Source organism: Rhodococcus sp. ACPA1, assembly GCF_002300195.1.
In the GTDB taxonomy this organism is placed as follows: domain Bacteria; phylum Actinomycetota; class Actinomycetes; order Mycobacteriales; family Mycobacteriaceae; genus Rhodococcus_F; species Rhodococcus_F opacus.
In genome coordinates, this window is the sequence record NZ_NSDX01000011.1 from 83814 (window position 1) to 105877 (window position 22064).

Annotated in this window: 26 protein-coding genes; 5 read left to right on the forward strand and 21 right to left on the reverse strand. The window is 69.7% G+C overall.

The features are described 5' to 3' along the window. Positions 1-13: 13 nt before the first annotated feature. From CJ177_RS36740 to CJ177_RS36800, 14 genes are all read right to left on the reverse strand, one after another. Entirely contained in the window at positions 14-193 is a 180-nt protein-coding gene (locus CJ177_RS36740) for a 2-hydroxymuconate tautomerase family protein (protein ID WP_005247502.1), read from the reverse strand. 53 nt (positions 194-246) lie between these two features. Continuing rightward, positions 247-591, reverse strand: a complete 345-nt coding sequence (gene hisI / locus CJ177_RS36745) for a phosphoribosyl-AMP cyclohydrolase (RefSeq protein WP_005247504.1) — start codon at positions 589-591, stop codon at positions 247-249. After that, positions 588-1361 (reverse strand): imidazole glycerol phosphate synthase subunit HisF, encoded by a 774-nt coding sequence (hisF, locus tag CJ177_RS36750; RefSeq protein ID WP_005247506.1) that lies wholly within the window; start codon positions 1359-1361, stop codon positions 588-590. The genes hisI and hisF overlap by 4 nt, the downstream gene beginning before the upstream one ends. Beyond that, positions 1358-2191 carry an inositol monophosphatase family protein gene (locus tag CJ177_RS36755; RefSeq protein WP_095870122.1) on the reverse strand — a complete coding sequence of 278 codons (834 nt, stop codon included), beginning with the start codon at positions 2189-2191 and terminating at the stop codon, positions 1358-1360. The genes hisF and CJ177_RS36755 overlap by 4 nt, the downstream gene beginning before the upstream one ends. Positions 2192-2200: 9 nt before the next feature. Beyond that, positions 2201-2935, reverse strand: coding sequence for a bifunctional 1-(5-phosphoribosyl)-5-((5-phosphoribosylamino)methylideneamino)imidazole-4-carboxamide isomerase/phosphoribosylanthranilate isomerase PriA (priA, locus tag CJ177_RS36760; RefSeq protein WP_005247511.1), 735 nt, complete (start codon positions 2933-2935; stop codon positions 2201-2203). Positions 2936-2954: 19 nt separating this feature from the next. Continuing rightward, entirely contained in the window at positions 2955-3212 is a 258-nt protein-coding gene (locus CJ177_RS36765) for a membrane protein (RefSeq protein ID WP_005247513.1), read from the reverse strand. Further along, on the reverse strand, positions 3209-3844 hold the full coding sequence (hisH, locus tag CJ177_RS36770) for an imidazole glycerol phosphate synthase subunit HisH (protein ID WP_005247515.1): 636 nt from the start codon (positions 3842-3844) through the stop codon (positions 3209-3211). The genes CJ177_RS36765 and hisH overlap by 4 nt, the downstream gene beginning before the upstream one ends. Positions 3845-3853: 9 nt before the next feature. Then, positions 3854-5035: an MFS transporter gene (locus CJ177_RS36775; protein ID WP_005247517.1), complete on the reverse strand. Its 1182-nt coding sequence runs from the start codon at positions 5033-5035 to the stop codon at positions 3854-3856. After that, positions 5035-5187 (reverse strand): hypothetical protein, encoded by a 153-nt coding sequence (locus CJ177_RS47690; RefSeq protein WP_007297398.1) that lies wholly within the window; start codon positions 5185-5187, stop codon positions 5035-5037. Before CJ177_RS47690 ends, CJ177_RS36775 begins: the two co-directional genes overlap by 1 nt. Positions 5188-5200: 13 nt before the next feature. After that, complete coding sequence (gene hisB / locus CJ177_RS36780; RefSeq protein ID WP_005247522.1) at positions 5201-5815, reverse strand: imidazoleglycerol-phosphate dehydratase HisB; 615 nt, start codon at positions 5813-5815, stop codon at positions 5201-5203. Beyond that, complete coding sequence (locus tag CJ177_RS36785; RefSeq protein ID WP_095870123.1) at positions 5812-6954, reverse strand: histidinol-phosphate transaminase; 1143 nt, start codon at positions 6952-6954, stop codon at positions 5812-5814. Before CJ177_RS36785 ends, hisB begins: the two co-directional genes overlap by 4 nt. Continuing rightward, positions 6951-8273 carry a histidinol dehydrogenase gene (gene hisD / locus CJ177_RS36790; protein WP_005247527.1) on the reverse strand — a complete coding sequence of 441 codons (1323 nt, stop codon included), beginning with the start codon at positions 8271-8273 and terminating at the stop codon, positions 6951-6953. Before hisD ends, CJ177_RS36785 begins: the two co-directional genes overlap by 4 nt. 107 nt (positions 8274-8380) lie before the next feature. Next, entirely contained in the window at positions 8381-9442 is a 1062-nt protein-coding gene (locus CJ177_RS36795) for a putative zinc-binding metallopeptidase (protein WP_095870124.1), read from the reverse strand. Between the two features lie 111 nt (positions 9443-9553). Continuing rightward, complete coding sequence (locus CJ177_RS36800) at positions 9554-11497, reverse strand: acyl-CoA dehydrogenase family protein (RefSeq protein ID WP_005247531.1); 1944 nt, start codon at positions 11495-11497, stop codon at positions 9554-9556. A gap of 87 nt (positions 11498-11584) precedes the next feature. Between CJ177_RS36800 and CJ177_RS36805 the strand changes: the two genes are divergently transcribed. Next, positions 11585-12862, forward strand: coding sequence for a glycoside hydrolase family 1 protein (locus CJ177_RS36805; protein WP_005247533.1), 1278 nt, complete (start codon positions 11585-11587; stop codon positions 12860-12862). Positions 12863-12898: 36 nt separating this feature from the next. Next, positions 12899-13528 carry a LysE family transporter gene (locus tag CJ177_RS36810; protein WP_005247535.1) on the forward strand — a complete coding sequence of 210 codons (630 nt, stop codon included), beginning with the start codon at positions 12899-12901 and terminating at the stop codon, positions 13526-13528. 50 nt (positions 13529-13578) lie between these two features. On the opposite strand, the gene nadC is transcribed toward CJ177_RS36810, so the two are convergent. Genes nadC through nadA form a run of 3 tightly spaced genes read right to left on the reverse strand, consistent with a single transcriptional unit; the run spans position 13579 to position 17050 of the window. Then, positions 13579-14448, reverse strand: coding sequence for a carboxylating nicotinate-nucleotide diphosphorylase (gene nadC / locus CJ177_RS36815; RefSeq protein WP_025432858.1), 870 nt, complete (start codon positions 14446-14448; stop codon positions 13579-13581). Then, positions 14448-16016, reverse strand: a complete 1569-nt coding sequence (locus CJ177_RS36820) for an L-aspartate oxidase (protein WP_061697445.1) — start codon at positions 16014-16016, stop codon at positions 14448-14450. Before CJ177_RS36820 ends, nadC begins: the two co-directional genes overlap by 1 nt. Further along, entirely contained in the window at positions 16013-17050 is a 1038-nt protein-coding gene (nadA, locus tag CJ177_RS36825; protein WP_095870125.1) for a quinolinate synthase NadA, read from the reverse strand. The genes CJ177_RS36820 and nadA overlap by 4 nt, the downstream gene beginning before the upstream one ends. 78 nt (positions 17051-17128) lie before the next feature. Here nadA and CJ177_RS36830 point away from each other — a divergent pair, with 78 nt between their 5' ends. Further along, positions 17129-17863 (forward strand): NUDIX domain-containing protein, encoded by a 735-nt coding sequence (locus CJ177_RS36830; protein ID WP_025432859.1) that lies wholly within the window; start codon positions 17129-17131, stop codon positions 17861-17863. Positions 17864-17881: 18 nt separating this feature from the next. Here CJ177_RS36830 and CJ177_RS36835 read toward each other — a convergent pair whose 3' ends face one another. Then, positions 17882-18481: a TetR/AcrR family transcriptional regulator gene (locus tag CJ177_RS36835; protein WP_005247544.1), complete on the reverse strand. Its 600-nt coding sequence runs from the start codon at positions 18479-18481 to the stop codon at positions 17882-17884. Between the two features lie 82 nt (positions 18482-18563). On the opposite strand from CJ177_RS36835, the gene CJ177_RS36840 reads away from it, so the two are divergent. Then, the gene (locus CJ177_RS36840) at positions 18564-19376 is read left to right on the forward strand and encodes an SDR family oxidoreductase (RefSeq protein ID WP_061697443.1); all 813 of its coding nucleotides are present in this window, start codon (positions 18564-18566) and stop codon (positions 19374-19376) included. Here CJ177_RS36840 and CJ177_RS36845 read toward each other — a convergent pair. The 3 genes from CJ177_RS36845 to bioB are packed head-to-tail and all read right to left on the reverse strand — an operon-like array spanning position 19366 to position 21210. Next, on the reverse strand, positions 19366-19923 hold the full coding sequence (locus CJ177_RS36845) for a DUF2567 domain-containing protein (protein ID WP_025432860.1): 558 nt from the start codon (positions 19921-19923) through the stop codon (positions 19366-19368). The two genes, CJ177_RS36840 and CJ177_RS36845, sit on opposite strands and share 11 nt — an antisense overlap. A 10-nt stretch (positions 19924-19933) precedes the next feature. Beyond that, positions 19934-20200, reverse strand: a complete 267-nt coding sequence (locus CJ177_RS36850; RefSeq protein WP_025432861.1) for a hypothetical protein — start codon at positions 20198-20200, stop codon at positions 19934-19936. After that, positions 20197-21210, reverse strand: coding sequence for a biotin synthase BioB (gene bioB, locus CJ177_RS36855; RefSeq protein WP_005247552.1), 1014 nt, complete (start codon positions 21208-21210; stop codon positions 20197-20199). Before bioB ends, CJ177_RS36850 begins: the two co-directional genes overlap by 4 nt. 155 nt (positions 21211-21365) lie before the next feature. Between bioB and CJ177_RS36860 the strand changes: the two genes are divergently transcribed. Beyond that, the gene (locus CJ177_RS36860; protein WP_005260290.1) at positions 21366-21995 is read left to right on the forward strand and encodes a TetR/AcrR family transcriptional regulator C-terminal domain-containing protein; all 630 of its coding nucleotides are present in this window, start codon (positions 21366-21368) and stop codon (positions 21993-21995) included. Positions 21996-22064: the final 69 nt, after the last annotated feature.

A 22064-nucleotide genomic window follows, 5' to 3' on the forward strand; every position in this document is an offset into this window, starting at 1 on the left:
GCGTCCCGGCAGCTCACCCCAGCGGCGTCCCGCCGACACCCCAGCTGTCTCGCGGGACCTCGGTGATCGTCACCCACACCTTCGCGGGATCCTTGCCCGTCGCGTCGGCGTAGGCCTTGGTGACCGCCTCGATCGTGGCGCGCTTCTGCTCCGCGGTAAGTCCCGGTGTCTGACTGATCTGAATCAATGGCATGTGGGCATTCTGCCCGAGGACATGCAGGCACTCTGCCCGAGCGCCGAGGCGCCCTACTCGGCGGCGAGGAGCACGTCGGTGTCGAAGCAGGTGTGCGTGCCCGTGTGGCACGCCGCCCCCTCCTGATCGACGACGAGCAGCACCGTGTCGCCGTCGCAGTCGAGCCGCACCTCGTGGACGTACTGCGTGTGACCGGACGTCTCGCCCTTCACCCAGTACTGCTGACGGGACCGGGAGTAGTAGGTTCCCTTGCGGCTGTCGAGCGTGCGAGCGAGGGCCTCGTCGTCCATCCACGCCACCATCAGGACGTCGCCCGTCGACCGTTCCTGCGCGACAGCACTGAACAGTCCTGCCTCGTTGCGCTTGAGCCGGGACGCGATGGCGGGGTCGAGACTCATCGGACGGTGATCCCTTCTTCACGCATGGACTTCTTCACGTCGCCGATCGTCATGTCGCCGAAGTGGAAGACGCTGGCCGCCAGGACGGCATCCGCGCCGGCGCCGACCGCGGGTGCGAAATGCTCGACGGCGCCCGCTCCCCCGCTGGCGATCACCGGCACGTGCACGGCGGCGCGCACCGCCCGGATCATCGGCAGATCGAAACCCGCCTTCGTGCCGTCGGCGTCCATCGAATTGAGCAAGATCTCCCCGACCCCCAGTTCGGCGCCGCGGACCGCCCACTCCACCGCGTCGATACCGGTGCCGCGCTTGCCGCCGTGCGTCGTGACCTCCCACCCCGACGGGGTGTCGGGCTGACCCTGCGGCACGGTCCGCGCATCGACCGACAGCACGATGCACTGCGATCCGAAGCGTTCGCTGAGTTCGCGAAGCAATTCGGGGCGGGCGATCGCCGCGGTGTTGACGCTGACCTTGTCGGCGCCGGCGCGCAGCAACCGGTCGACGTCCTCGACGGTGCGGACACCACCGCCGACGGTGAGCGGGATGAAGACCTGCTCCGCCGTCCGGCTCACCACGTCGAGCATGGTGCCCCGATCCGCGGTGGACGCGGTGACGTCGAGGAACGTGAGCTCGTCGGCGCCCTGGGCGTCGTACGCGGCGGCCAACTCGACGGGGTCACCCGCGTCCCGCAGGTTCTCGAAGTTGACGCCCTTGACGACGCGTCCGGCATCGACGTCCAGACACGGGATCACTCGAACCGCCAGAGTCATTGCGTACGCCCTCCTGAAGGCTCGGAACGAGGATCACCCAGTGATCCGAGGATATCGAGAATTTCGCCGTGCACTCCGGGCGCTCCGGCGAGCACCGAGTCGGACGTGACCGTCCAGGGCTTGCCGCCCAGATCCGTCACCACACCACCCGCGGCGCGCACCAACGCGACACCGGCGGCGTTGTCCCAAGCATTGTGGCCGAACACCACCGCGCCGCCGAGTATTCCGGCCGCGGTGAACGCGAGGTCGACGCCGGTGGATCCGTGGATCCGGATCCGCGACGACACCCGGCTGAGCTGCGCGAGGACCTGCAGCCGGTACGCGCCGGGGATGCGCCCGCGACTGTCGATGTTCAGTGCGCCCAAGCCCACGATCGACGACGCGAGCGACGTGCGCCCGAGCGCAGGCAGGGGCGTGCCACCTTCGATTAGCGGACCGTCCGCGACGGCCGCATACCGGCGCCCGACGAGCGGCAGCCACGTGAGACCGAGAACGGGAACCCCGTCGTCGAGCAGCGCGAGCAGCGTGCCCGCCGTGGGCAGACCGGCCGAATAGTTGAACGTGCCGTCGATGGGGTCGAGCACCCACACGGGTCCGCTGCCCAGGTCGGGGCCGCCGAACTCCTCGCCGTGCACGTCGATGCCGGTCCGGTCGCGCAGTTCGCCGGTCAGCCGCTTCTCGAGTTCGAGGTCGACGGCGGTCGCGAAGTCGTCGGGACCCTTGTGGACGGCGCTGGGCGCACCCACGCCCGAGACGAACCGGTCGTGCACGCCGTCGAGCAGCTCACTGGCGACGGCGAGGAGCTCCCGGGGATCACGGGACAGGGCCATGGTGGGAACTCAGCCCGAGACCGCGGCGAGCGCCTCGGGGAGGGTGAACCGCCCCGCGTACAGCGCCTTGCCGACGATGGATCCCTCGACCCCCTGATCGACGAGTCCGGCGATCGCCCGGAGGTCGTCGATGGTGGACACGCCGCCCGAGGCCACGACGGGAGCGTCGGTGGCAGCGCAGACCTGCGCGAGGAGTTCGAGATTGGGGCCGGTGAGGGTGCCGTCCTTGCTGACGTCGGTGACGACGTACCGGGAGCAGCCGTCCTTGTCGAGCCGGGCGAGCGTCTCCCACAGGTTTCCGCCCTCGGTGACCCAGCCGCGGCCGCGGAGCTGGTATTCACCGTCGACGAGGCGCACGTCGAGACCGACGGCGATCTTCTCGCCGTACTTGGCGATGGCGCGGGCACACCACTCGGGGTTTTCGATGGCGGCGGTACCGAGGTTGACGCGTCCGCAGCCCGTGGCCAGTGCGGCCTCGAGCGACGCGTCGTCGCGGATCCCACCGGACAGTTCCACCTGGACGTCGAGCTCGCCCACCACGTCGGCGAGGAGTTCACGGTTGGAGCCGCGGCCGAACGCGGCGTCCAAGTCGACGATATGGACCCACTCGGCACCGTCGTTCTGCCACGCGAGGGCGGCATCACGAGGCGAGCCGTATCCGGTCTCGCTTCCTGCCTCCCCCTGGACGAGGCGAACAGCTTCACCGTTGACGACATCTACAGCAGGCAAAAGGACCAGGCTCACGTGCGACAACCCTAGTCGCTCAGCGGTCGGAACCCGGCTCCGGGTCCTCGGGATCGGGACCGTAGGCGTTGCGGGTCATGCGTTTCGACACGTAGCCCATGGCCGCGATCGCACCTGCGACGCCGAGCAGTCCGACGATCAGGCCGAGGACGGGGCCCGGTTTCACGACCAGAATGATCGCGGTGGCGAGTACCAGCACCGCGGTGGCGGCGCCCATCGCGTACACCGCGAGCCTGCCGATCGACAGGTCGCCGCGCCCGTCCCCGGGTTCGGTCACAGACTGCGAACCCAGTTCCGGAGCAGCTCGGCACCCGCGTCGCCGGACTTCTCGGGGTGGAACTGGGTGGCGGACAGCGCGCCGTTCTCGACGGCGGCGAGGAACTTGCCGCCGTGGTCGGCCCACGTCAGGGCGGGGGGCGCCAGCCGCTCCGGCGTCGGCATGTCCCAGGACTGGGCCGCGTACGAGTGGACGAAGTAGAACCGGGTGTCGGGATCGATGCCGGCGAACAGCGTGCTGTTCTCCGGCGCCTCGACCGTGTTCCATCCCATGTGCGGCAGCACGTCGGCCTGAAGCCGTTCGACGGTGCCGGGCCATTCGCCGCAGCCTTCCGCCTCGACGCCGAACTCGACTCCGCGTTCGAAGAGGATCTGCATGCCGACGCAGATCCCGAGGACCGGCCGTCCGCCGGCCAGACGCTGACCGATGATCCGCTCGCCGCGGACCGCGCGCAGTCCCTCCATGCACGCGGCGAAGGCGCCGACGCCGGGAACGACCAGACCGTCGGCCGCGAGTGCGACCTTGTGATCGGATGTGACCTCGACGCGCGCGCCGGTCCGGGCCAGAGCGCGGGTGGCCGAATGCAGGTTGCCGGAGCCGTAGTCGAGGACGGCAATCGTGGAGACGGTCATGACACAACCTTATCCGGCGGCCGCACGACGCCCGAGGGCGCGGCCGACGACCATCCCGGCGGCCGGAACCACCGCGACGGCCGTCGCCGCGACCGCGAAAACCCAGGAGTACCCGGCCGCCGACGCGACGGCTCCGAGTGCGAGGGAACCGAAACCGGTTCCGGCGTCGAACCCGATGTTCCATCCGGCGCTCGCCGAGCCGAAACGAGCCGGTCCCGCGGCGGTGAAGATCATGACGAGGGATTCGTTCTGCACCGCGCCGAATCCGAATCCGAAGGCCAGGGCCGCGCACACCAGCAGCGGCACCGGCGCACTCGTCGCCGCCGCGACGGCGAACAGCACCAGGCCGAGGCACACGAACGTCAGGGCGGGAACCAGGGCGCGGCCCACCCCCAGCCGGTCGGAGAAGGATCCCGCGGCGTATCGCCCGATCAGCGTCGCACCGCTCGAGACGGCGAGGATCACCCCGGCGAGCGAGGCTCGCTCCGAGATCGCGATGGGCAGCAGGCTGGACAGGCCGCCGAATGCGGCCGCAGAGATCGCGATCGCAAGCCACGGCGTGAGCAGGACGGCGAGCGGGATGCGGCCCTGCGACGTGCGATCCGCTGGGGCGTGGATGGCGGGGAGGCGCGTGATCGCGACCACCGCGAGAGCGGGAATGAGCGCGCCGATCACGAAGACGGGGGTCGCGGACCAGTGCTGCATGATCGCGAGCCCCGCGGGCAGCCCGACCATCTGCGCGGCGGCCACCGCGATTCCCTGCGCACCGGTCGCGCGGCCGAGCATCTCGCGGGGAACGAGTTCGGCGACCAGCGCACTACTGGCGACGGTGAGCATGCCGAAGCCCGATCCCCGGACGGCCGACACGGCCAGCACCGGGATCGCCTCGGTGGACACCAAGAGGAGCAGCGACGGCGGCCCGAGCAGCATGCAGCCGGCGGCGAGCACCCAGCGATGCCCCCACCTGCGCAGGAGTCGGGGCACACCGAGCTGCGTGACGACGGTCGCGGCCATGAACACGGCCGTGACGCTGCCGGCGAGCGTGTCCGAGCCACCGGACAGCGAGACGATCAGCGGAACGACGGGCAGCAGCACCGCCCAGCCGCCGAACGCCGCGGCGCCCATCACCATCGCGGCGGGCATGCCGCGGGTGCGGAGCAGGCCGCGGCGCGGCTCCACTGCGACGGGCACTACATCAACCTGAGAACGCCCGCCACGGCTGCCAGCACCGCCAGTGCCAGCAGCACGCCCGAGGCCAGTTTGTTGAACTTCCACATGGAGTACGCGCCGCCCGCCGCGATCCCCGCGGCGATGAACAGGACGTAGACGAGGACGACACTCACGAATGCGCCCGGATCACAGGCTGCCCTTGGTGGACGGCACACCCGTGACGCGGGGATCCGGTTCGACCGCCTCGCGCAGTGCGCGGGCGACGGCCTTGAACTCGGCCTCGGTGATGTGGTGCTGATCGCGTCCGTAGAGCACCCGCACGTGGAGGGCGATGCGCGCGTTGAGCGCGATCGACTCGAACACGTGCCGGTTGATCACCGTCGCATACGGCACGCCCGGGTAGCCGCCGATGACGGCGTGCAGCAGGTGTTCCGGTTCGCCGGTGTGGACGCAGTACGGACGACCGGACACGTCGACCGATGCGTGGGCGAGCGTCTCGTCCATGGGGATGAACGCGTCACCGAACCGGCGGATGCCCTTCTTGTCGCCGAGCGCCTGACCGAGCGCCTGACCGAGCACGATCGACGTGTCCTCCACCGTGTGGTGCGCCTCGATCTCGATGTCGCCCTTCGCGTGGACGGTGAGGTCGAAACTCGCGTGGGAGCCGAGCGCGGTCAGCATGTGATCGAAGAACGGGACCCCGGTGGAGACGTCGACGATGCCGGTGCCGTCGAGGTTCAGTTCGACGGTGATGCTGGATTCCTTGGTGGTGCGCTCCACGCGGGCGATGCGGTCGGTCATCCTCGGTCTCCTGAGCTGGTGAGTTCGGTGGCGGCGATCTCGTCGCTCGCCACGATGAAGGCGTCGTTCTCGGAGGCCAGCCCGACGGTGGCGCGCAAGTATCCGGGGATGCCGACGTCCCGGATGAGCACTCCGCGGTCGAGGTAGGCCTGCCAGGCGCGGGCTCTGTCGGTGAACTCACCGAACAGGATGAAGTTCGCGTCACTGGGGATGACGCGGAACCCCGTGTCCTCCAATGCCTTCGACACCCGCACCCGCTCCGTTGCGAGAGCGTGCACGCTGGCGAGCGTCTCGTTCGCGTGCCGCAGCGCCGCGCGGGCAGCGGCCTGCGTGACCACCGACAGGTGGTACGGCAGCCGGACCAGGAGCAGCGCCTCGATGAATGCCGGTGCGGCCGCGAGGTATCCGAGCCGGCCACCGGCGAACGCGAACGCCTTGCTCATCGTCCGCGACACGACGAGCTTCGACGGGTACTCGTCGATCAACGTCAGGGCGCTGGGCGCGTCGGAGAATTCGGCGTACGCCTCGTCGACGATCACGATGCCCGGGGCGGCGTCGAGGACCCGGCGCAGTTCCGCGATGCCGACGCTGTGTCCCGTCGGGTTGTTGGGGCTGGTGACGAACACGACGTCGGGCCTGCGCTCGGCGATCGCCGCGGTCGCGGCGCCCACGTCGAGCGCGAAGTCGGCGCGGCGGAAGATCGGCAGCCACTCGGTTTCGGTGCCGTCCGCGATGATCGGGTGCATCGAGTACGACGGCACGAAGCCCATCGCGCTGCGGCCGGGACCGCCGAACGCCTGCAGCAGCTGCTGCAGGATCTCGTTGGACCCGTTGGCGGCCCACACGTTGTCGACCGTGACCGGCACCCCCGTCTGGCGGACGAGGTAGGCGGCGAGGTCGGTGCGCAGTGCCACCGCGTCACGGTCCGGGTAGCGGTGCAGTTCCCGCGCGGCCTCCCGCACGGACTCGGCGACGTCGTCGACGAGCGCCTTCGTGGGCGGGTGCGGGTTCTCGTTGGTGTTCAGCTGAACCGGGACGGTCAGCTGCGGCGCCCCGTACGCCGACTTGCCACGCAGATTCTCCCGGATCGGCAGGGCGTCCACCCCGATCGACGAACCCGGCACGTTCGCCGCGGTCACCGCAGCGCCTCGAACCGCAGCCGCACGGCCTCACCGTGTGCGGGCAGGTCCTCGGCGTTCGCGAGGGTGATGACGTGGCCGGAGACCTCCTTCAGCGCGGATTCGGAGTAGTCGACCACGTGGATGCCGCGCAGGAACGTCTGCACGCTCAGCCCCGAGGAGTGCCGGGCGCAGCCCGCGGTGGGCAGGACGTGGTTGGACCCGGCGCAGTAGTCGCCGAGGCTGACCGGCGCCCACGGGCCGACGAACACCGCGCCCGCACTGGTCACCTTCGCGGCGACGGCGGTGGCGTTCTCGGTCTGGATCTCGAGGTGCTCGGCGGCATACGCGTTGACCACCCGCAGTCCGGCCTCGACGTCGGAGACCAGGACGGTGCCCGACTGCGTGCCGGACAGCGCGGCGGTGACGCGCTCCTTGTGCTTGGTGATCTCGAGCTGCGCGGCCAGCGCCGTGTCGACGGCGTCGGCGAGTTCGACGCTGGATGTGACGAGCACGCTCGCGGCCATCACGTCGTGCTCGGCCTGGCTGATCATGTCCGCCGCGACGTGCACCGGGTCGGCCGTGTGGTCGGCGAGGATCGCGATCTCGGTGGGGCCTGCCTCGGCGTCGATGCCGACGAGGCCGCGGCAGAGGCGCTTGGCGGCAGTGACGTAGATGTTGCCGGGGCCGGTGATGAGGTCGACGGGGGCGAGTTCGGCGCCGTTCGTGTCGCTGCCGCCGTAGGTGAGGAGGGCGACGGCCTGACCGCCACCGACGGCCCACACCTCGTCGACGCCCAGCAGGGCGGCCGCGGCGAGGATGGTCGGGTGCGGCAGACCACCGAACTCGGACTGCGGCGGCGACGCCACCACGAGGGACCGGACACCGGCGGCCTGCGCCGGGACCACGTTCATCACGACGCTGGACGGGTAGACGGCGTTGCCGCCGGGGACGTACAGCCCGACGCGGTCGACGGGCACCCACCGTTCGGTGACGGTGCCGCCCGGGACGACCTCGGTGGTGGTGTCGGTGCGGCGCTGGTCGGCGTGGACCTTGCGGGTACGTTCGATCGCGACCTCGAGGGCTGCGCGGACGGCCGGATCGAGTTCGCCGAGCGCGCGGTCCAACTCGGACTGCGGCACCCGCACCTGCGCGGGACGGACGCCGTCGAACTTCTCGCTGAACTCGAGCGCCGCGTCGGCGCCGCGCTCACGGACCGCCTCGACGACGGGGCGAACCTGATGCAGGACCGCGTCCACATCCACTCCACCTCGAGGAAGTGCGGCGCGAAGTTCGGCCGTGGAAGGGGTACGACCACGAAGGTCGGTGCGGGCGAGCATGAGAGGTCCTCTCTGCGACTGTCGGGACACGGTGTCTCGGACGAGCGGGACTGTTCTGCGGAGAACAGGGCTCGACACCGATTATCCAGGATAGGCGCACCCCATTTTCACCGGTCGGCGGCCGACCGGGTTTCCGTCGACACAGGTGCCGGCTCGTCCCACACCGGGGCGGGCTGGATCAGCGAGTGGATGAACCGCATCTTCTCCAGCACCGCGGCCGGAAGCACGAACGGATACAGGTCGTGGTGGCCCATCGACCTGTTCATCTGGTTCAGCGCCCACGACAGCGGCAGCCACCAGTCGATGATCTGGTCGAACCCCACGTCACCACTGAGTTCACTGCTCGTCGTCGCTCCGGCGGGCGCCATCGCGAAGGCTGCCGCCGTGTCCAGGGCGTCACGGATGTGCAGGTAGTGCGCGAAGGTCTCCGCCCAGTCCTCGGCGGGGTGCATCGTGGCGTAGGACGACACGTACAGCCGGCCCCAGCCCTTCGGCGCGCCCTCGCTGTAGTGACGTTTCAGAGCGGCCTGGTAGTCGAGGTCCGGATCCCCGAACAGGTCCTCGAATCGGGCGCGCTCGGCGTCGCCCCGGATCAGCATCAACTGGTAGTAGTGCCCGATCTCGTGCCGGAAATGGCCGACGAGCGTGCGGTAGGGCTCGTCCATCTCGACGCGCAGCTGTTCCCGGTGCACGTCGTCGCCCTCGGCCAGATCGAGGGTGATCACCCCGCCGGCGTGCCCGGTCACCACCCGGGTCCGTGCGCTCGACAGCAGGTCGAAGGCCAGGCCGGTGCCCGGGTCCTCGAACTTGGGGACGATCGGGAGACCGAGCTCGTCGAGTTCGAGGACGACCCGCCTCTTGTTGGTCTCGGCGGTCGCGAACGCCGCCATGCCCTCGTCGTCGCCGTCCGCGGGCCGGGTCCGCGTCAGCCGGCAGGACGTGCACAGGTTCTGGATGTCGTCGCGCCGGACGAGCCAGTTGCACTTCGCCGGGCCGGCATTCGCGCACCGCATCCAGGCCGCGCCGTCCACCTCCACCCGATCCGCGCCGTCGAGCACGACGATGGACCGGCTCGGCAGGTGGAATCCCAGAGCGCTGTCACATTTCAGGCAGAGACTGTTCTCGAACGACAGTCGTTGGCCGCATTTGCGACACATGAAGCTGCGCACTGGTGTTCCCTCGGCTCGTCCCGCCCGCGTCCGGGAACGCAGGCGGGTGCCACGCTGGCGTGCGCGTCTCCTCGGAGGGTACCGCCGAGCCGTGGTGGGGAACCGGACGGCCTAGAGGCGGGTGGAGTGCAGGAACCTCCTCGCCAGGTTCTCCTCGGTGGACGCGCCGGGGGTCCACTCGGTGATCCACGGACCGGTGCCTTCACTGGGGTCGACCACTCCCCGCTCCAGCCACGCATACCGTCCCTCGAGGATCGAATGCGCAACCTGCTTGTCCACGTCGTCGGTGTTGTGCCACAGACCGTCGAACAGTTTCTCGACCCGTAGCGCCGCCTGCCGGCAGAACACGTCGGCGAGTTCGTAGGCGGCCGCACCCTCGGCCTCGTTCTCCTCGCGCTGCATCTCCGCCTTGACGCAGGTGGCGGACATCGCGAACAGTTCGGCGCCGATGTCCACGACCCGGCCGAGGAAGCCCTGCTGCTTCTCCAGCGCCGCCTGCCACCGGGCCATCCCGTAGAACGTGGAGCGGGCCAGCTTGCGGGAGTGCCGTTCGACGAACCGCAGGTGCTTGGCCAGGACACCGAATTCGCTGTAGGACGTCGGCACCTGCCCCTTGCCTGCCACGAGCTGCGGCAGCCACTTCGCGTAGAACCCGCTCGCCTTGGCGGCCGCGCGGGCCTTCGCACCCGTGTCGGCGTGCGGGTCCGCGAGATCGCCCGCCGCCGTGAGGTGCGCGTCCACGGCCTCGCGCGCGACCAGCAGCCGCATGATCTCGCTCGAGCCCTCGAAGATCCGGTTGATGCGCAGGTCGCGGTCCAGCTGTTCCACCGGCACCGCGCGTTCACCGCGGGCGGCCAGCGACGCCGCCGTCTCGTATCCGCGACCGCCGCGGACCTGGATCAGCTCGTCGGAGATGACGCAGGCCATCTCGGACGACCACAGCTTGGCGAGCGCCGCCTCGATCCGGATGTCGTTGCGACCCTCGTCGTTCATCTGCGCCGACAGGTCCACCACGGCCTCGAGGGCATAGGTGGTCGCGGCCATGAACGACAGTTTGTTGGCGACGGCCGCGTGCTCGGCGATGGGCTTGCCCCACTGGACGCGTACCCCGGACCATTCGCGGGCGATCTTCAGCGACCACTTCCCGGCCCCGGCGCACATCGCCGGAATCGCCAGCCTGCCGGCGTTGAGGGTGGTGAGCGCGATCTTGAGCCCGTCACCTTCCCGGCCGATCAGATTCTCGCGGGGAACGCGGACCTTGTACATCCGGGTGACGCCGTTCTCGATCCCCCGCAGTCCCATGAACGCGTTGCGTCGTTCGACGGTGATGCCCGGGGTATCGGCCTCGACGACGAACGCGGAGATGCCGCCACGGTGACCTTCGCTCTTGGGCACCCGCGCCATGACGACGAGCAGTTCGGCGACGACGCCGTTGGTCGTCCACAGCTTCACGCCGTCCAGTTCGTAGGCGGCGCCGCCCTCGATCGGGGTCGCGGAGGACGCCAGGCGCGCAGGGTCGGAACCGACGTCCGGTTCGGTGAGGAGGAACGCGGAGATGGCGCCGCGGGCGCAGCGCGGCAGGAACTCGCGCTTCTGCTCGGGGGTGCCGGCCAGCTTGAGTGGTTCGGGGACGCCGATCGACTGGTGAGCCGACAGCAGCGCGCCCAGGCTCGGATGCACCGACGCGACGAGCATCAATGCCCGGTTGTACGCGACCTGCGAGAGTCCGAGGCCGCCGTACTCCTCCGAGATCTTCAGGCCGAAGCAGCCGAGGTCGGCGAGGCCGCGGACGTATTCGTCGGGAATGCGCGACTGGGATTCGATGACGCTGCCGTCCATCTCCTCGCAGTAGGCGCGGAGGCGGATGAGGAATTCCTCGGCCTTCGCGGCGTCCTCGGTAGCCGGGCGGGGGAAGGGATGAACCAGATCCAGCCGGAACCGTCCCAGAAACAGTTCTTTCGCGAAGGAGGGTTTGTCCCAGCCGGATTCCCTCGCCTCCTCCGCGACCGCTCGTGCTTCTTCTTCGGTGACCTTCGGAGCTGAGGTGTCGACCATGACGCGCCTCCTACTGGCGGGTAGTCCTACTCACCAGTATCCCCCAATCGGCGCAGTCGGGACACCGTTTCCGCTACTCTTCGGCCGATGCGGACTCCCTCGCGACTCCTGGGCGCCGGCGCGGTCCTGCTGTGCTTGCTGGCGCCCGCCACCGCGGCGCACGCCGCCCCTCTGCCCGACGACTTCCTGTGGGGCGTGGCAACGTCCGGGTTCCAATCCGAGGGTTCCTCACCGGACAGCAACTGGCGGCGGTATTCCGACTCGGGGCGCACCCACGACGCGATCGGCAACTCCGTCGACTTCCGTCACCGGTACACCGAGGACATCACCCGCGCCGCGAACCTGGGTGTCGACGTCTTCCGGTTCGGCGTCGAGTGGGCCCGCGTGCAGCCCGCCCCGGGCGTGTGGGACGAAACCGAACTGCGGTACTACGACGACGTCGTCCGCGAGATCACCAGCCGCGGGATGACCCCGATGATCACGCTCGACCACTGGGTGTATCCGGGGTGGGTCGCCGATCAGGGTGGGTGGGCGAACCCGGACACCGTCGACGACTGGCTCGCGAACGCGCAGAAGGTGATCGAGCGCTATTCCGGTCTCGGCGTGCTCTGGATCACGATCAACGAACCGACCGTGTACGTGCAGAAGGAGCTGACGTTCGGCGGCATCGGCGCCGACCGGGTCCCGCAGATGCTCGACCGGCTCGTCGAGGTCCACCGCCGCGCCTACGACCTGATCCACGAGAACGACCCGGGCGCCCGGGTGAGCAGCAACCTCGCGTACGTCCCGGCCGCCATGGACGCACTCGACGCCACCTTCGTCGACCGGGTCCGCGACAAGCTCGACTTCCTCGGCGTCGACTACTACTACGGCCTCTCCCTCGACAACCTCACCGCGGCACATGCGGTCACCGACGCCTTCTACGACATCAGCCCCCAACCGGACGGCATCTACCACGCCCTGATGCGGTACAGCCGCACGTTTCCGGGACTACCGCTGTACGTCGTGGAGAACGGCATGCCCACCGACGACGGGAAACCGCGCCCGGACCGCTACACCCGGTCCGATCATCTCCGCGATCACGTCTACTGGCTGGAGCGGGCACGGTCGGACGGTGCCCCCGTGATCGGTTACAACTACTGGTCGATCACCGACAACTACGAGTGGGGCACGTACCGTCCCCGGTTCGGTCTGTTCACCGTCGACGCGCTGACCGACCCCACCCTCACCCGGCGACCGACCGAAGCGGTGACCACCTACCGCGATCTCGTCGCGAACGGGCTCCCGCCCGGCTACGAACCCGAACGCCCCGCCGCACTCTGTTCCCTCGTGGATCCGCCCGTCAGCTGCACCGATCCCCCGTAGAACGGTTGACGCCGAAGCGCGACGTACCATCACCTGGTGTCGTGGCAGATGTGGTGTGCAGTGCTCGGGGCCTCGTGCGTGATCAGTCTGTCCCCGGGGGCCGGCGCGATCGCGTCGATGGCCACGGGGATGCGGTTCGGGCTCCGACGCGGCTACTGGAACATCGCGGGTCTCCAGCTCGGGTTGCTGCTGCAGATCGCGGTGGTCGCCGCCGGACTCGGGGCGCTGCTCGCGAACTCGACACTCGCGTTCACGGTGATCAAGTGGTTCGGCGTCGCGTACCTGGTGTATCTCGGCATCCGCCAGTGGCGGGCGAGTGCGACCGATGTGTCCGGGGTCGACGGCGACGTCGCCGAGACCAGCGGGCCCGCGATGACACTGCGCGGGTTCCTGGTCAATGCCAGCAACCCGAAGGCCGTCGTCTTCATGCTCGCGGTGCTTCCACAGTTCATCACCCCGTCGGCGCCCCTGCTCCCCCAGTACGCGATCATCGCCGCCAGCATGATCGCGGTCGACGTAGTCGTCATGACCGGCTACACCGGCCTCGCGGCGAAGGTCCTGCGGCTGATGCGGTCACCACGGCAGCAGCGCGCCACCAACCGGACGTTCTCCGGGCTGTTCTTCGTGGCGGCCACGTTCCTGGCGACAGTGCGCCGCGCCGTCTGACCCGTGAGTACTTCTCAACCGCGGGCGGTTGACAAGTACTCACGGGTGGGTCACATGTCGAGGCCGAGATCCAGCACGGTGACGGAATGGGTGAGCGCGCCGACCGCGAGGTAGTCGACTCCGGTCCCGGCGTACTCGGCCGCGACGTCCAGCGTGAGACCGCCCGACGACTCCAGCTTGGTGCCGGGGGCGTTCGCGTCGCGGCGTTGCACCGCGATCTGCGTCTGCCACAGCGGAAAGTTGTCGAGCAGCACCAGTTCTACGTTCTCGGCCAGCACCTCGTCGAGTTGCTCGAGGCTGTCGACCTCCACCTCGCACTCGATGTCCGGTGCCGCGGCGCGCACCGCCCGCAGCGCCGCCACCACCGAACCGGCGGCCGCGACGTGGTTGTCCTTGATCAATGCCGCGTCGCCGAGGCCCATGCGGTGATTGACGCCGCCACCCACCCGGACGGCGTACTTCTGCAAGCCGCGCAGTCCCGGCAGCGTCTTGCGACTGTCGCGGATCTTCGCCCCGGTGCCCTCGACCGCGTCCACCCAGGCGGACGTCGCGGTGGCGATGCCGGACAGGTGGCACACCAGGTTGAGCATCGTCCGCTCCGCGGTGAGCAGCCCCTGCGTGGGCGCGGTGACCGTCAGCACGGCCTGGCCGGGCACGACCCGGGCGCCGTCGGCGAGCCGGTCGAGCACGTGGTAGCGGCCCGTCCCGATCACCTCGTCGAGCACCAGCAGTCCCACGTCGAGGCCGGCGACGGTGCCGTGCGCACGGGAGACCACGGACGCCTTCGTCACCGCGTCGGCCGGGACCGTGGACGACGACGTCACGTCCGGTCCGTACCGCAGGTCCTCGTCCAGGGCGAGGCGCACGAGCGCGCGCACCTCGTCCGCGTCCAGACCGTCGGGAAGGACATGGTCGGACATCACAGCACTCCTGTCAGTTGGGGTTCGAGAAGCTCGAGTTCGCCGTCTCGCAAGCGAACGTGCGTGCTGCGGCGCCATTCGTCGGACGTCTGCGGGTAGTCGCTGCGCGTGTGGCAACCACGACTTTCGGTCCGCGCGGCGGCCGCGAGTACCAGCGCGGACGCCGCCAGGGTCAACGCGGCGTCTTCGAGCGCGGCCTCCCCCTCGGGCACCGCGCGCGGCGCGCCGGCGAGGGCGGCGGCCACCGCCTCGAGTCCGGCACCGTCCCGGACGACGGAGGCGTTGCCGGTCATCAGCTGCTGCACCAGTTCCCGCGGTGCGGACGGCAGGGCCCGCTGTTCGGGGGCGGTTGCCTCGACGCGGAGGCCGGCGCGTTCGACGGCCGCGGCGCCGACCCGCTCGCCGACCACCAGGCCTTCGAGGAGACTGTTGGAGGCCAGCCGGTTCGCTCCGTGCAGCCCGGTGCGGGCCACCTCTCCCGCGGCGTAGAGACCGGGGACGGCGGTGCGTCCGTCGACGTCGGTGACCACTCCGCCGCACGAGTAGTGCGCGGCGGGTGCGACCGGGATCAGCTGTTCGCACGGATCGATCCCGGCTTCCAGGCACGACGCCGTCACGGTCGGGAACCGCTGCGCGAACCCGGACAGGTGACGCGCGTCGAGGTAGACGTGGTCGTGACCCAGGTCCCGGAGCCTCGACGCGATCGCCCGCGACACGACGTCGCGGGGGGCGAGGTCGCCGCGCGGATGCACACCCGCGGTGACCGAATCGCCGTTGGCGTCGACGAGGATCGCGCCCTCGCCGCGGACGGCCTCGCTGATCAGCGGACGTCGTCCGAGTCCGCCGGGGGTGAACAGGACGGTCGGGTGGAACTGCACGAACTCGAGATCGGCGACGGCTGCGCCCGCGTCGAGCGCGAGAGCGATACCGTCCGCGGTCGCTCCGGGCGGGTTGGTACTGCAGGCGTACAGCTGTCCGAGTCCGCCGGTCGCCAGGAGGACGGCCGGTGTGTGGACGACACCGAGTCCGCGCGGCGAATCCACGAGCACGCCGGTGACGCCGCGGGCATCGGTGAGTACCCGTACGGCGCAACTGTCGAACAGGACGGGAAGGCCGGCGGCACCCAGGGCGCGCTGGACCTCCGCGCCCGTGGCGTCCCCGCCGGCGTGAATGATCCGCCGGGTGCTGTGCCCGCCCTCGCGGGTGCGCGAGACGGCGCCGTCACGGCCGCGGTCGAACACCGCGCCCAGATCGGTCAACGCGGCCACGGCATCACGGCCACCCGCCACGATCGACCGCACGGCGTCCTCGTCGCACAGGCCCACCCCGGCCTCGCACGTGTCGGCGACGTGCGAGTCCACCGAATCGGTGACAGCGTCACCCACCACCGCGATACCACCCTGCGCGTACTGCGTCGCGGTGTCCGTCGCCCCACCCTTGCTGACGGTGAGCACGGTCAGTCCGCGCAGCGAGGCGGTGCGTGCGGCCGTCAGTCCGGCCACACCACCGCCCACGACCACGAGGTCGGCGTGCTCTTCCCAGGAAATCCCCCGGGCCGGGCTGCTCACTCGCCGCCGCCCGGGTTTCCGATCTCGATCATGCGCTGCACCGACTTGCGGGCACGCTCTGCGGTCGCGAGATCGACGTGAACCTCGTCCTTGCCCTCGAGGAGGCAGCGGAGCAGGGCCGCGGGGGTGATCATCTTCATGTACGGGCAGGATGCGCGGTCGTTGACGGCCTGGAAGTCGACCTCCGGCGCAGCCTTGCGCAGCTGGTGCAGCATGCCGACCTCGGTGGCCACGAGAACCTGCTTGGCCCCGGTCGCGCGGGCGGCGTCGAGCATGCCGCCCGTCGAGAGGATCTTCACCTTGTCCTCGGGCACGAGCCCTTCGCCGGCCAGGTAGAGAGCCGAGGTGGCGCAACCGCATTCGGGGTGCACGAACAGTTCGGCACCGGGGTGCGCCTTGGCCTGCGCGGTGAGCTCGTCGCCGTTGATGCCGGCGTGGACGTGGCACTCACCCGCCCAGATCTGCATGTTCTTGCGGCCGGTGACGCGCTTGACGTGTGCGCCGAGGAACTGGTCGGGAAGGAACAGGACCTCACGGTCGGGGTCGATCGACGCGACCACGTCGACGGCGTTGGACGACGTGCAGCAGATGTCCGTCAGACCCTTCACCTCGGCGGTGGTGTTGACGTACGACACGACGACGGCGTCGGGGAACTCCGCCTTCCATTCGCGCAGCTGATCGGCGTTGATCGAGTCGGCGAGCGAGCAGCCCGCGCGCTCGTCCGGGATCAGCACGGTCTTGGCGGGGCTGAGGATCTTCGCGGTCTCGGCCATGAAGTGCACGCCGCAGAACACGATGGTGTCCTCGGGGGCTTCGGCCGCGATGCGCGAGAGTGCCAGGGAGTCGCCCACGTGGTCGGCCACGTCCTGGATGGCGGGCAATTGGTAGTTGTGCGCAAGGAGGGTCGCTCCCCGCTCACGTGCCAGCCGTTTGATCTCGGCAGCCCACTCTTCGCTCGCCTCGACGCCCGCGTATCCGCCGGGACCGTCCTGAATCTGCGGGTTGGTACCCGCCCACAACGTCGTGGTCGTCATGGCTTGCTCCTTCACCGTGAACTCGGGCGGGCTGGCCCGAATTTCCGCAATCGGGGTTTTCGACTTAGGATCGAAAACATGCCCAATAGTAACACCACGCATGAAGTGCTTACCGCGGTGTTCCAGGTTCGCCACTTCCCCGACCACATCACCGCAGGTCGAGGCGGTGATGTGCGTCACGCGGCGGGCACCGGTGAGCTCGCCGTGCTGCTGTGGCAACGAGCCCTCGATCCCCAGGCGGGGGCCTGGTCCCTACCCGGTGGACTGCTCCACGAGAACGAGGACCTCACCACGTCCGCGCGACGCCAGCTGGCCGAGAAGGTGGACGTGCAGGAGGTCTCCCACCTCGAGCAGCTGTCGGTGTTCAGCGATCCGCATCGAGTGCCCGGCCCGCGCACCATCGCGTCGACGTTCCTCGGGCTCGTCCCCCTCCCCGCCGACCCACATCTGCCGCCGGACACCGCGTGGCACCCGGTGTCCGCGCTCCCCGAGACGGCGTTCGACCACGGCACCGTCGTCCGGCACGCCCGGACCCGCCTCGCGGCCAAGCTCTCCTACACCAACATCGCGTTCGGTTTGGCCCCCGACGAGTTCTCCATGTCGACGCTGCGTGAGATCTACTGCGCCGCACTCGGGTACCAGGTGGATGCGACCAACCTCCAGCGCGTCCTCGGGCGACGCGGGGTGCTGACTCCCACCGGGAACACCGCACCGTCGGGCCGCACCGGCGGGCGCCCGGCAGCCCTCTACCGGTTCACCGACTCCACGCTGCGGGTGACGGACGAGTTCGCTGCACTCCGACCGCCGAGCTGACCCGCACGTCAGGCGGCCTCACGCCTGGGCGAGACCCCGCCAGAACGTGTCCGATGCGGCGGTGACGACTTCGTCCACCGGCGCGCCGTCGAGCATTCCGCCGGCGGCAAGGGTCGCGATCCCGTGGAACGTCGCGAACGCGACGAGGGCGATGCGCGACGCGTCCCCGGGCCCGATGTCACCCGCGGCCTGGGCTTCGGTGACGATCCGGACCGTCAGGTCCATCGAGGCGTGGCCGGCCTCCACGACCTGGGAGGCGGCTCCGGGCGCGTGCTTGTTGCCGTACATCAGGGCCAGCAACTCGCGATGCTCGAGCGCGAAGCTCACGTAGGCGCCGGCGAGCGCGGCGAAGCGGGCCCGGGCGTGGGGTTCCGCCTCCTCGACCGCGCGTTCGAGAGCGGCGGTGAGGCGCAGGAAACCGGACTCCGCGAGTGCGTCGAGCAGCGCCTGGCGGTCCCGGAAGTGCTTGCTGGGTGCGGCGTGGCTGACCCCGGCCTCACGAGCGAGCTGCCGGAGGGAGAGTCCGTCGACACCGTCCTTCTCGAGCGTGCTCTCGGCGCGCGCGAGCAGCACCTGGCGAAGACTCCCGTGGTGGTAGGGCTGTTCGGCGACGGACATGCCGCCAGCCTAGCAAAATGTTGTCATTGACTACATAGATGGCACTGACTACATTCGAGACACCCCACCGCTAGGAGCAGACATGTCCTTCGACGTATCCGGAACCACCGTCCTCATCACCGGCGCGAGCGCGGGCCTCGGTGTCGAATTCGCCCGCCGGTTCGCCGGGCGGGGTGCAGATCTCGTTCTCGTCGCCCGCCGCGCCGACCGCCTCGAACAACTCGCCACCGAACTCCGCGCCGCTCACCACGTATCGGTCACCGTGCTCCCGTTCGACCTCGCGACACCAGGCGCCGGCGAGCGGTTGCGCAGCGAACTCATCACCCGCGACATCCGCGTCGACTCACTGATCAACAACGCGGGATTCGGGACGCACGGAGATTTCGCTTCCGCCGACCTGGAGCGCCTCACCTCCGAGATCCAGCTCAACGTCACCACCCTCGTCGAGCTGTCGCACACGTTCCTGCCCGACCTGCTCCGGGGACGCGGCGCACTCGTGAACGTCGCGAGCACCGCAGCGTTCCAGCCGACTCCCGGCATGGCCGTCTACGGGGCGACGAAGGCGTTCGTCCTCAATTTCACGGAGGCGTTGTGGGCCGAGGCGCGAGGCACTGGCCTCACCGTGCTCGCCATCTGCCCGGGCCCCACCCGCACCGAGTTCTTCGACGTCGTCGGCTCCGAGGACGCCGCCGTCGGCCGCATGCAGACCGCGGATCAGGTGGTCACGACAGCGCTGCGCGCCCTCGACCGGCGCAGCACCCCGCCGAGCGTCGTCTCCGGTCTGATGAACTGGGTGTCGTCGGTCAGCACCCGGTTCGCGACCCGCCGCATCGGCGCTCTCGCCAGCGGGCGCCTCCTCGGGGACGTGCGGATGCGGACCTCGGTCACGAGGTAAGGGTCGCGTCGCGCTCTTCCGGCTCGTCGAGTTCGACCGGGGGATCGCTGACGCCGAGATCGTCGTACGGATTGAGCGCGGCGAGCACCAACGTCACGGCGCAGGCGACGAGGGGCTGGAAGATCAGCACCAGCAGGGTTCCGATTCCCGGCGCGACCGCCACGACGGTGCCTGCGGTCGAGGTGTCGGGGTCGGGGAACCGCAGCGCAGCCACGCCGATTCCACCGAGCGCCATCACCCCGGCGCCGACCACACTGCCTGCCAGGACCGCGCCCAGCGCCACCGGGCCGCGACTCGTCCGCGCCGTCCACGCCGCGACCGCGGTGAGGATGCCGACCACCAGGCCCGCGCACGCGAACATCCCGATCGCGTCGAACCGGTGCACACTCTCCCCCGTCAGCGACACCCCGCGGTCGGGGGCGACCACCAGCAGGTGCTCGGGCGGTGCGAGGACTCCCCACAGCACCCCGGCGAGCGCGCTCGCCACCACCGTCCCGCAGAAGATTCCGGCGGCAGATCGAAGCCTGAAGCGCGGGAGCGTGGTCACCCGTCCGACGCTACCGCCGTCCGCCGTAGATCGAGTCGAACACACCGTGGCGGGAACATTTCGCCCACCAGCCGTCCGGGCTGATCTGCACCACCATCCGGCGGCCGCACGCCTCGCAGAAGCGGGGCGGCTCCAGCCCCAGCTGCGCGGCGGTGGGGACCGCGTCGTCCACACCGGCCACCACGCGGCGGCCGGTGTACGGGTTGTAACGCTCCTCGGGGCCGTCGACCCGATCCTCGGGGCGCTCGCTTATTGTCGCCTCTGCCATGATCGTCACAGGGTGTCGTTCAGTGCCTTGATCGGCATCTGCAGATCGACGAGCAGGTCGAGGTCCTGTTCGGCGGGCCGGCCGAGGGTCGTCAGGTAGTTGCCGACGATGACGGCGTTGATGCCGCCGAGGATGCCCTGCTTGGCCCCGAGGTCGCCGAGCGTGATCTCCCGACCGCCCGCGAAGCGGAGGATGGTGCGGGGCAGCGCGAGGCGGAACGCGGCGACCGACTTGAGGGCCTCGCTCGCGGGCAGGACCTCGAGGTCGCCGAACGGGGTTCCGGGACGCGGGTTGAGGAAGTTCAGCGGCACCTCGTCGGGTTCGAGTTCGGCCAGGTTGGCCGCGAACTCGGCGCGCTGCTCGAGGCTCTCACCCATGCCGAGGATGCCGCCGCAGCACACCTCCATCCCGGCTTCGCGGACCATCCGGAGGGTGTTCCAGCGCTCGTCCCAGGTGTGGGTGGTGACGACGTTCGGGAAGTGGGACTTCGACGTCTCCAGGTTGTGGTTGTAGCGGTGCACACCCATCGCGGCGAGCTGGTCGACCTGCTCCTGGGTGAGCATGCCCAGCGAGCAGGCGATCTGGATGTCGACCTCGTTGCGGATCGCCTCGATGCCGGCAGCGACCTGGGCGAGCAGCCGCTCGTCGGGGCCGCGGACGGCGGCGACGATGCAGAATTCGCTGGCGCCGGACTTGGCGGTCTGCTTGGCGGCCTCCACGAGCGACGGGATGTCGAGCCACGCCGCGCGAACCGGCGACTGGAACAGGCCGGACTGCGAGCAGAAGTGGCAGTCCTCGGGGCAGCCACCGGTCTTGAGGCTGATGATGCCCTCCACCTCGACCTCGGGACCGCACCACTTCATGCGCACGTCGTGCGCGAGGGCGAGCAGTTCCTCGAGCCGGTCGTCGGGAAGTTGCAGGACCTCGAGCACCTGACTCTCGTCGAGCGCGTCACCGCGCTCGAGAACCTGCTCACGCGCGAGGGCGAGGATGTCTGTCTGTACCGGGGCCGATGTCACACGTATCTCCTGGAAAACGGGCCGATCACGTGCCGTGAATCGACTGGACCGAAAAATTGAACACCGTACAAGTTGAACGGTGTTCACGTTAGATCCGTGGTGGAATACTGTCAAAGCCGGAACGGGACTTGTCGACGAGATTGGGAGATCACACAGTGCAATTGCGACGCGGCGACGTACTCGACGGCGCAATGGCCATCCTCGACGAGTTCGGCCTCGCCGACCTGACGATGCGCAGACTCGCGACGGCCCTCGGCGTGCAGCCGGGCGCCCTGTACTGGCATTTTCCCAACAAGCAGACCCTGCTCGGGGCCCTCGCCGACAAGATCCTCGAAGACGTCGACGCCCCGGTCACTGCCCCCGGCTGGGACGCGGAGTTCACCGAACTGGCCCACCGGCTCCGCACCGCGCTGCTCGCCCACCGCGACGGCGCCGAACTGGTCTCCGCCACGTACGCGTCCCGCATGACCAACTCCCGGGTCCGGGAAAGCTTCGCCGCAGTCGGTCTGCGATCCGGACTGTCCCGCGAACACGCGGAACTGTCGTCCTACTCGCTGCTGTACTACGTCCTCGGCCACACGGTCGACGAGCAGTCGCGGGCGCAGATGGAGTCGGCCGGGGCCCTCACCCGTGCCGCCCTGTCCCCCGACGCCCCGCAGTCTCCGATCGCGGCATACGACGAGGATCTCCTCGACGGCGATCCGGCGGTCCGGTTCGACTTCGGCCTGTCGCTGTTCGTCGACGGAATTCGCGCACGACTGAAAGACTCCGCCCACCGCCCCTGAGCGCGCACAATTGAGTCGACGCCGCGTCGGCCACCAGGGGACCGCGCGGCGCCTCCGACGGCCCAGGGA